The 8142-nt window shown below is 68.9% G+C and carries 8 protein-coding genes and 1 pseudogene; 8 read left to right on the forward strand and 1 reads right to left on the reverse strand.

Annotated elements, in window-relative coordinates; genetic code table 11:
* The coding region (locus ACRDUX_RS23365; RefSeq protein ID WP_526416981.1) for an alpha/beta fold hydrolase at positions 1 to 787 on the forward strand (787 nt) is incomplete at its 5' end.
* Between the two features lie 4 nt (positions 788 to 791).
* On the opposite strand, the gene ACRDUX_RS23370 is transcribed toward ACRDUX_RS23365, so the two are convergent.
* On the reverse strand, positions 792 to 1658 hold the full coding sequence (locus ACRDUX_RS23370) for an alpha/beta fold hydrolase (protein WP_526416983.1): 867 nt from the start codon (positions 1656 to 1658) through the stop codon (positions 792 to 794).
* 84 nt (positions 1659 to 1742) lie between these two features.
* Here ACRDUX_RS23370 and ACRDUX_RS23375 point away from each other — a divergent pair, with 84 nt between their 5' ends.
* From ACRDUX_RS23375 to ACRDUX_RS23405, 7 genes and pseudogenes are all read left to right on the forward strand, one after another.
* A complete protein-coding gene (locus tag ACRDUX_RS23375; RefSeq protein WP_526416985.1) occupies positions 1743 to 2222 on the forward strand; it encodes a CGNR zinc finger domain-containing protein in 480 nt (159 codons plus the stop codon).
* Between the two features lie 100 nt (positions 2223 to 2322).
* The gene (locus ACRDUX_RS23380) at positions 2323 to 3747 is read left to right on the forward strand and encodes an NAD(P)H-hydrate dehydratase (protein ID WP_526416987.1); all 1425 of its coding nucleotides are present in this window, start codon (positions 2323 to 2325) and stop codon (positions 3745 to 3747) included.
* Between the two features lie 12 nt (positions 3748 to 3759).
* Positions 3760 to 5142, forward strand: a complete 1383-nt coding sequence (gene gad, locus ACRDUX_RS23385) for a glutamate decarboxylase (protein ID WP_526416989.1) — start codon at positions 3760 to 3762, stop codon at positions 5140 to 5142.
* A gap of 54 nt (positions 5143 to 5196) precedes the next feature.
* Positions 5197 to 6360: an alanine racemase gene (gene alr, locus ACRDUX_RS23390; RefSeq protein ID WP_526416995.1), complete on the forward strand. Its 1164-nt coding sequence runs from the start codon at positions 5197 to 5199 to the stop codon at positions 6358 to 6360.
* Positions 6357 to 7478 carry an alpha/beta fold hydrolase gene (locus ACRDUX_RS23395; RefSeq protein ID WP_526416991.1) on the forward strand — a complete coding sequence of 374 codons (1122 nt, stop codon included), beginning with the start codon at positions 6357 to 6359 and terminating at the stop codon, positions 7476 to 7478. Before alr ends, ACRDUX_RS23395 begins: the two co-directional genes overlap by 4 nt.
* Positions 7471 to 7935 (forward strand): tRNA (adenosine(37)-N6)-threonylcarbamoyltransferase complex ATPase subunit type 1 TsaE, encoded by a 465-nt coding sequence (gene tsaE / locus ACRDUX_RS23400; protein WP_526416993.1) that lies wholly within the window; start codon positions 7471 to 7473, stop codon positions 7933 to 7935. Before ACRDUX_RS23395 ends, tsaE begins: the two co-directional genes overlap by 8 nt.
* Positions 7936 to 7937: 2 nt before the next feature.
* A pseudogene (locus ACRDUX_RS23405) lies at positions 7938 to 8142 on the forward strand (tRNA (adenosine(37)-N6)-threonylcarbamoyltransferase complex dimerization subunit type 1 TsaB); the annotation flags it as partial.

Here is an 8142-nt window from a genome sequence, read left to right on the forward strand (position 1 = left end):
CGTGCCAACGGCTTTCGGTACGGTTCGCGCCTACCGGTTCGACGGACCTGCCGATCGCCCGCCGGTGGTACTGCTGCCCGGGCGCAACGCATCCACCCCGATGTGGCGGTCGAACCTGCCTGCGATCGTGAAGACGCGCACAGCCTACTGCGTGGATCTGCTTGGGGAGGCCGGCCTTTCGGTGCAGACGCGACCCGTCACTGGTCCCCAGGATCAGGCGCAGTGGCTGGACGAGGCGCTGGCCGGGCTCGACCTGACCGGCGTGCACCTGATGGGCGTGTCGATCGGCGGCTGGACTGCGACCAACCTCGCCGTGCACCGACCGGCCCGCATTGCGTCGGCCACGCTGTTGGACCCCGTCTTTACGTTCGCGCCCATCCCGCTGGCGACGATCCTGATCTCCGGGGCGATGTTCAGTCCGGGACTGCCGGACGCGTTGCGGCGCAGAATCCTTCGCTGGATCGGCGGAGGTGCGCCCGCGGACGACTCCGTGCCAGAGGCGGCGTTGATCTCTGCCTCCAGCACCGACTTCGTGTTGCGCCAGCCCATGCCGAAGCGATTCACCGATGAGCAATTGCGCTCGTTGGACCTGCCGGTGCTGGCGTTCATCGCGGGCCGCAGCGTGATGCTCGACGCCGACCGCGCGGCCGCCCGAGCGCGAAACCTGTTGCCGCGGGGTCAGGTCGAGCTCTGGAGCCAAGCCTCACACGCGATCAACGGCGAGTATCCAACCGAGATCGCCCAGCGGGCCGCCACGTTCTGGGACGGGGTGGACGGTGAACGGTGAGGATTCAACCCGCGTGCTCGGCGAGGAAGGGCCTGATCAGCGCTACGACCGCGCCCAGGCGGCTCTCCAGGAGGAAGTGTCCACCGTCGATCAGATTGACGTCGGCATCGGGGAGGTCGCGGCCGAACGCCAAGGCGCCTGCGGGCCCGAAGATCTGGTCGTTGCGGCCCCACACTGCCAGCAGCGGTACCTGCGAGGTGCGGAAGTACTCGTGCACCAGGGGATAGAGCTCGACGTTGGTGATGTAGTCGGCGAAGAGCTCGAGCTGAACCGCGATGGCCTCCTCGCTGTCCGCGACGGCGGCGTGTGCATTGACCCAGGCGTCCGGATCGACCACCGTCGGGTCCGAAACCCCATGGGTGTACTGCCATTTCAAACCGTCGATGCTGATGAGGTCACGCAACGCCTTGGCGTTGGCCTCTGAGCGATCGCGCCCGTAGGCGAACAGCGGTTCCATCGCATCGCCGACGAAACCCTCGACGTATGCGTTGCCGTTCTGTGTGACGATCGCGGTGATGCGGTCCGGGTGCCGCAGGGCCAGGCGCCAGCCGACGGGTGCGCCATAGTCCTGGACGTACATCGCGTAGCGCGTCAATCCCAGATGATCGAGCAGTGCGTCGACGTGGTCGGCGAGCGAGTCGAAGGTGTAGTCGAACTCGTCGACGCCCGGTCGCGCGGAGTGCCCGAAGCCCGGGTAGTCCGGGGCGATGACGTGGTAGCGATCGGCCAGCGCGGGGATCAGGTGGCGGTACATGTGCGAGCTGGCCGGCGTGCCGTGCAGCAGGACGATCGCCGGCGCGTCGGACGGTCCGGCCTCGCGGTAGAAGATCCGACGGCCGGCGATCTCGGCGTAGCGGTGATGTGTCGTCATGTCTAACCCCTTTGGGATGTTTTAGCGGTTATGCAGAGTGAACATCACCGTGCCTAACCTGTCAAGTGCGCTATGGTGGTTAGCATGAGTGCGGACTGGTCGGAGTTGCTCCTCGATCTGTTGAACACCACGCCCGTCGTCGATGGCGTGGCGACCGACGTGCTGGATGACGGTTGGCTGTCGACGCACGGCGCCGGGGAAGACCTCGACGCCATCCGAGGGGTCCGCGACGACCTGCAGCGTGTGGTCCGTGGTGACGTCGACGCCGAGGTGCTCAACCGCTACCTCGCTGACGTGCGCCAGGTGCCCAGGATCCACGACGGCGGACTGGACTGGGCGCTCGAGGCGTCGACCGATTGGCGAGCGCGCGTGGTGCTGGCGTGGGGCGAGGTGCAGAGCGATGCTCCCGGGCGGTTGCGTGCCTGCGCGAACGACGAGTGCCACCTCTTCCTGCTGGACCGAAGTCGGGGCGGTACCGGCCGGTGGTGCTCGATGAGCGGCTGCGGCAACCGGATGAAGGCGCGCCGTCACTACGGCCGGACGGCGGGGAAGTCGGGGGACTGACCGACGTCGAGAAGCGATATCGCCGGCGATATCACGTTTCGGAGCGGGTCGATGCCCGGAATGAGCCGGGCGATCGGGTGGAAGACGTAACGTAGGTTCCGTGCGGCACTACTACTCCGCGGACACGATCCGTGCGGCGGAGGCGCCGCTGTTGGCCGCCCTGCCCGATGGCGCGCTGATGCGCAGGGCCGCCTTCGGCCTGGCGGGTGCGATCGCCCGCGAATTGCAGTCACGCACGGGCGCCGTCGCAGGACGTCGGATCTGCGCGGTCATCGGCTCTGGGGACAACGGCGGCGATGCACTCTGGGCCGCCACGTTGCTGCGGCGGCGAGGGGTGTCGGCGTCCGCCGTCGTGCTCAACCGGGAGCGGGTGCACGGGGTTGCGCTCGCCGCGTTCACCCGCTCGGGCGGCCGACTCGTCCAAAGCGTGCCGCAGGCAACCGATCTGGTCATCGACGGAGTCGTCGGCATCTCGGCGAGTGGCCCGCTCCGTCCTGCTGCCGCCGAGGTGTTCGCCACCGTCGACGCCGCGGGTATCCCGGTCGTGGCGGTCGACGTGCCGAGCGGGCTCGACGTGACGACCGGCGCCGCGGACGGGCCGCACGTGAGCGCCGCGCTGACCGTCACGTTCGGGGGACGCAAACCCGTTCACGCACTTGGCGATTGCGGACGCGTCGAGTTGATCGACATCGGCCTCGACCTACCCGACGGCGACGTGGTGAGCGTGGAGGCGGCCGACGTGGCCGCCCGCTGGCCCGTTCCTGGACCGAAGGACGACAAGTACAGCCAAGGTGTCACCGGGGTGCTCGCAGGCTCCGCCACCTATCCGGGTGCGGCCGTCCTGTGCACGGGTGCGGCCGTGGCTGCCACGTCGGGCATGGTGCGCTACGCAGGAACCGCGGCAGGCGAGGTGGTTTCGCACCGGCCGGAGGTCATCGCAACTCCATCGATCAACGCCGCGGGCCGCGTTCAGGCCTGGGTGGTCGGGCCGGGGATCGGCACGGACGAGGCGGGTGCGACGGCACTCTGGTTCGCGCTCGACACCGACCTGCCCGTGCTCGTCGACGCCGACGCGCTGACCATTCTCGCCGCGCACCCCGACGTCGTTTCCAACCGGACAGCCCCAACGGTGCTCACCCCACACGCCGGCGAGTTCGCGCGGCTCGCCGGTCATCCGCCAGGCGACGACCGGGTCACTGCCGCCCGCAAGCTCGCCGACGCCTACGGTGCCACGGTCCTACTGAAGGGCAACGTCACCGTCATCGCCGAACCCGGTTCGGCGCAGGCGTACCTCAACCCGGCCGGTCAGTCCTGGGCGTCGACGGCGGGATCGGGTGACGTCCTTTCGGGGATCATCGGTTCACTGCTGGCCGCCGGACTACCGCCCGGCGAGGCCGCCGCGATGGGCGCGTTCGTCCACGCCCGCGCCGCGGGACTCTCCGCCGCCGATCCTGGACCGCGGTCGGCGCCAACGTCGGCGTCGCGAATCCTCGCTCACATCCGTTCGGCGATCGCCGATCTCTAGAAGGGACACCACATGTCATCGAGGTACAACCCGGGACAGTCCATCGCACCGGCGTACACGGGGCGGCTGGGCACCACGGCCGTTCCGTCGCTGCGGATGCCCGACGAGTCGATGGACCCGCAGTCCGCCTACCGCTTCATCCACGACGAACTGATGCTCGACGGAAGTTCGCGGCTCAACCTCGCCACCTTCGTCACCACGTGGATGGATCCCGAGGCCGAGAAGCTCATGGCCGAGACGTTCGACAAGAACATGATCGACAAGGACGAGTACCCGGCGACTGCCGCGATCGAGTCGCGCTGTGTGTCGATGGTCGCTGATCTCTTCCACGCCGAGAACCTGCGCGACGACGACCCCGCCAGCGCGATCGGAGCATCGACGGTGGGCTCCAGCGAGGCCGTGATGCTGGCCGGGCTGGCGATGAGCTGGCGATGGCGGGAGAAGGTCGGAAAGGACTGGCGCAAGCGCACTCCCAAGCTCGTACTCGGTTCCAACGTCCAGGTGGTCTGGGAGAAGTTCTGCCGCTACTTCGACGTCGAACCCGTCTACCTCCCCGTGGAGGAGGGCCGCTACGTCATCACGCCCGAGCAGGTGCTCGACGCCGTTGACGAGGACACCATCGGCGTCGTCGCGATCCTCGGCACCACCTACACCGGCGAGCTCGAACCCATCGCCGAGATCTGCGCGGCGCTCGACAAGCTGGCCGCCGGCGGCGGAGTCGACGTCCCGGTCCACGTCGACGCGGCGAGCGGTGGCTTCGTCGTACCCTTCCTGCACCCCGACGTCATCTGGGACTTCCGGCTACCGCGCGTGGTGTCGATCAACGTCAGCGGCCACAAGTACGGCCTGACCTACCCCGGCATCGGCTTCGTGGTGTGGCGTAGCGCGGAATACCTGCCGGAGGAGCTGGTGTTCCGGGTCAACTACCTCGGCGGTGACATGCCGACGTTCACGCTGAACTTCTCCAAGGGCGGCAACCAGGTCGTCGGTCAGTACTACAACTTCCTTCGGCTGGGGCGCGCGGGCTACGGACAGGTGATGTCGTGCCTGTCGGAGACCGCCCGCTGGCTCGGTGACGAACTCCGGGACAGCGAGCACTTCGAGCTGATCTCCGACGGATCGGCGATCCCGGTGGTCAGCTTCAAGCTGGCAGGCAACCGCGGGTACACCGAATTCGACGTCTCGCACTCGCTGCGCGCCTACGGCTGGCAGGTGCCCGCCTACACGATGCCCGACAATGCGACGAACGTCTCGGTGCTGCGGGTCGTGGTCCGCGAGGGGTTCTCCACCGACCTCGCCAGGGCACTGAAGGACGACGTCATCACCGTCCTGAAGACCCTCGACGAGCTCAAGCCGAACGGGCACTTCGACCGGTTGCAGCCCTTCGCGCACTAGGCCCGCCGACCCGGTTCGGCGCCCTCTGGGACAATCGACGACGGTGACATGACCATGCACACGACCGAGCCAACGACATCGACCGCCGCCGCGAAGGCAGTGGTCGATCTCGGCGCCATCGAGCACAACGTTCGGCTGCTGCGCGAGCACGCCGGATCGGCCGAGGTAATGGCGATCGTGAAGGCCGACGGCTACGGGCACGGAGCGGCTCAGGTGGGTCGGGCCGCTCTTGCTGCGGGCGCCGCCGAACTCGGCGTCGCGACCATCGACGAGGCACTGGCGTTGCGTCGTGACGGCGTGACCGCCCCCGTGCTGTGCTGGCTGCACGCACCTGGCACCGACTTCGCACCCGCCCTGGAGGCCGACGTCCAACTCGGGGTGTCCGCGACGCGCCAGTTGACCGAGGTGCTCGACGCGGCGGAACGTACCGGCCGCACGGCCGCCGTCACCGTGAAGGTGAACACCGGGCTGAACCGCAACGGGGTCGACGCCGCCGAGTTCCCCGACATGCTCGAGGTGCTGCGCCGCGCGGCGTCCGACGGCGCGCTCCGACTGCGGGGCATCATGTCGCATCTGGCATGCGGTGACGATCCGGCCAGTCCCGTCAACGACCGCCAGGCGCAACGGTTCTCGGAGATGCGCGCGCAGGCCCGCGCCGCGGGAGTCGAGTTCGAGATCGCGCACCTGTCCAACTCCCCGGCAGTGATGACGCGGCCCGACCTCGCGTTCGACATGGTCCGGCCCGGCATCGCGGTATACGGGCAGACGCCGATCCCCACCAGGGGCGACATGGGGTTGCGGCCCGCCATGACACTGAAGTGCCCGATCGCGCTGGTCCGCTCGCTGAAGGCGGGTGAGGGCGTCTCCTACGGTCACACCTGGGTGGCCGAGCGGGACACCACGGTCGCACTCGTTCCGATCGGCTACGCCGACGGTGTGTTCCGCGGTCTCAGCGGCCGAATGGACGTCCTGATCAACGGGCGGCGTTCGCGTCAGGTCGGCCGCATCTGCATGGACCAATTCGTGGTCGATCTGGGACCGGAGGCCGTCGACGTCGGCGAGGGCGACGACGCGATCCTCTTCGGTCCCGGTGACGACGGCGAGCCCACCGCACTCGACTGGGCGGATTTGCTCGGCACCATCAACTACGAGGTCGTCACCAGCCCGCGCGGTCGGGTATCCCGGCAGTACGTCGAGGCGACGGGCGGAAGCCGTTGAGCGACGACGAGAATGACGCCCCGCATCACCGCAAGCGGACGGGGCGCTGGTTGGCTGGGGCCGCGGGACTGTCCGCCGTCGGCGGGCTCGCGGGTACCACCGTCGCGCGCTCACTGACGCGACGCGTCACCGACGACGATCCCTACCTCGTCGAGGACTTCGAACTCCTCGACGCCGACCGCGGCTGTGTGGTGACAACGCCCGACGGCGTTCCGCTCGCGGTCAAGGAGGTGGGCCCCGAGGATGCGCCGCTGACGGTGGTCTTCGCTCACGGTTTCTGTCTTCGCATGGGCGCCTTCTACTTTCAGCGGGCGAGGCTGACCGAGCAGTGGGGGCCTCAGGTCCGCATGGTGTTCTACGACCAGCGGGGGCACGGTCAATCCGGCGATGCGCCGCCGGAGACGTTCACGGTTCCCCAGTTGGGCCAGGACCTCGAGGCCGTCCTCGCGGTGATGGCGCCGCGTGGCCCGGTGGTGCTCGTCGGACACTCGATGGGCGGCATGACGGTGCTGGCCCACGCCCGCCAGTATCCGCAGCGGTATCCCACCCGGATCGTCGGCGTTGCTTTGATATCCTCTGCGGCCGAAGGAGTTTCGCGCTCTCCGCTGGGTGAGGTGCTGAAGAATCCGGTGCTCGAGGCGGCCCGTTTGGCGGTGCGGTACGCGCCGAAGACGGTCCACCGCACCCGTGGCGCCGCCAGTGCGGTGATCGGACCGGTGCTGCGTGCCGCGTCCTACGGCGACGAGAAGGTCAGCCGCAGCGTGGTGGCGTTCTCCGAGAGGATGATGCACGACACGCCGATGGCGACCCTCGTCGGGTTCCTGCACGCGCTGGAGGTACACGATGAGACCGAGGCACTCGTCGTGCTCGCCAAGGTGCCGACCCTGATCGTCTGCGGCGACCACGACCTGCTCACGCCCAAGGAGTACTCCGAGGCGATGGCGGCGGCGCTGCCGAAGTCGGAGCTCGTCATCATCGGCGGCGCTGGACATCTCGTCCAGCTCGAGCAACCCGAGATCGTCGACGACGCGCTGGTGCGCCTCGTCGAGCGCGCCACACCCTCCAAACTCGTCGCGATCACGCGCCGACTGAGGGAACGGGCCCGCAACCGTGGTTGAGGTGCTCGAGGGGACGGCCGAACTGCCGACCGCGGACGACACCTTCGCGCTCGGCGCCCGGCTGGGGGCAGACCTGGCGGCCGGCGACGTCGTCGTGCTGTCGGGACCGCTGGGAGCGGGAAAGACGGTGCTGGCCAAGGGGATCGCGCACGCCATGGGCGTCGCGGGGGCGGTCACCTCGCCGACGTTCGTGCTGGCCCGCGTACACCCCGCCCTTCGGGTCGGCAACCCGGCCATGGTGCACGTGGACGTCTACCGGCTGCTCGACCACGCGGGCGCCGACCTGCTCGCCGAATTGGACTCACTGGACCTGGACACCGATCTCGACGACGCCGTCGTGGTCGTGGAATGGGGAGAGGGGCTCGCGGAGCGACTCTCCGATCACCACCTCGACATCAAGCTCGAGCGCGGCCGCGATACCGACGTCCGGGCCGCGACGTGGCGGTGGTATCGGTGAGCATCGTCCTCGCCATCGACACCGCCACCCCGGCCGTCACCGCCGGGGTGCTCAGCCGCGGCCCGTCGGGAGTCGAGGTCCTCGCCGAGCGCGTGACCGTCGACCCTCGCGCCCACGCGGAGCAGCTCACCCCGAACGTGGTGGGCGCCCTGTCCGACGCCGGCCTCGGCATGGCCGACCTGGAAGCCGTCGTGATCGGCTGCGGCC

Origin of the sequence: Mycobacterium sp. (genome assembly GCF_050701675.1) — a bacterium.
Classification (GTDB): Bacteria; Actinomycetota; Actinomycetes; order Mycobacteriales; family Mycobacteriaceae; genus Mycobacterium.

Excerpts from the sequence above, each read along its gene's own strand:
- ACRDUX_RS23375 (WP_526416985.1), top strand. The coding sequence starts at position 1,743 with ATGAGTGCGGACTGGTCGGAGTTGCTCCTCGATCTGTTGAACACCACG.
- alr (WP_526416995.1), top strand. The coding sequence starts at position 5,197 with ATGCACACGACCGAGCCAACGACATCGACCGCCGCCGCGAAGGCAGTG.
- gad (WP_526416989.1), top strand. The coding sequence starts at position 3,760 with ATGTCATCGAGGTACAACCCGGGACAGTCCATCGCACCGGCGTACACG.
- ACRDUX_RS23370 (WP_526416983.1), bottom strand. The coding sequence starts at position 1,658 with ATGACGACACATCACCGCTACGCCGAGATCGCCGGCCGTCGGATCTTC.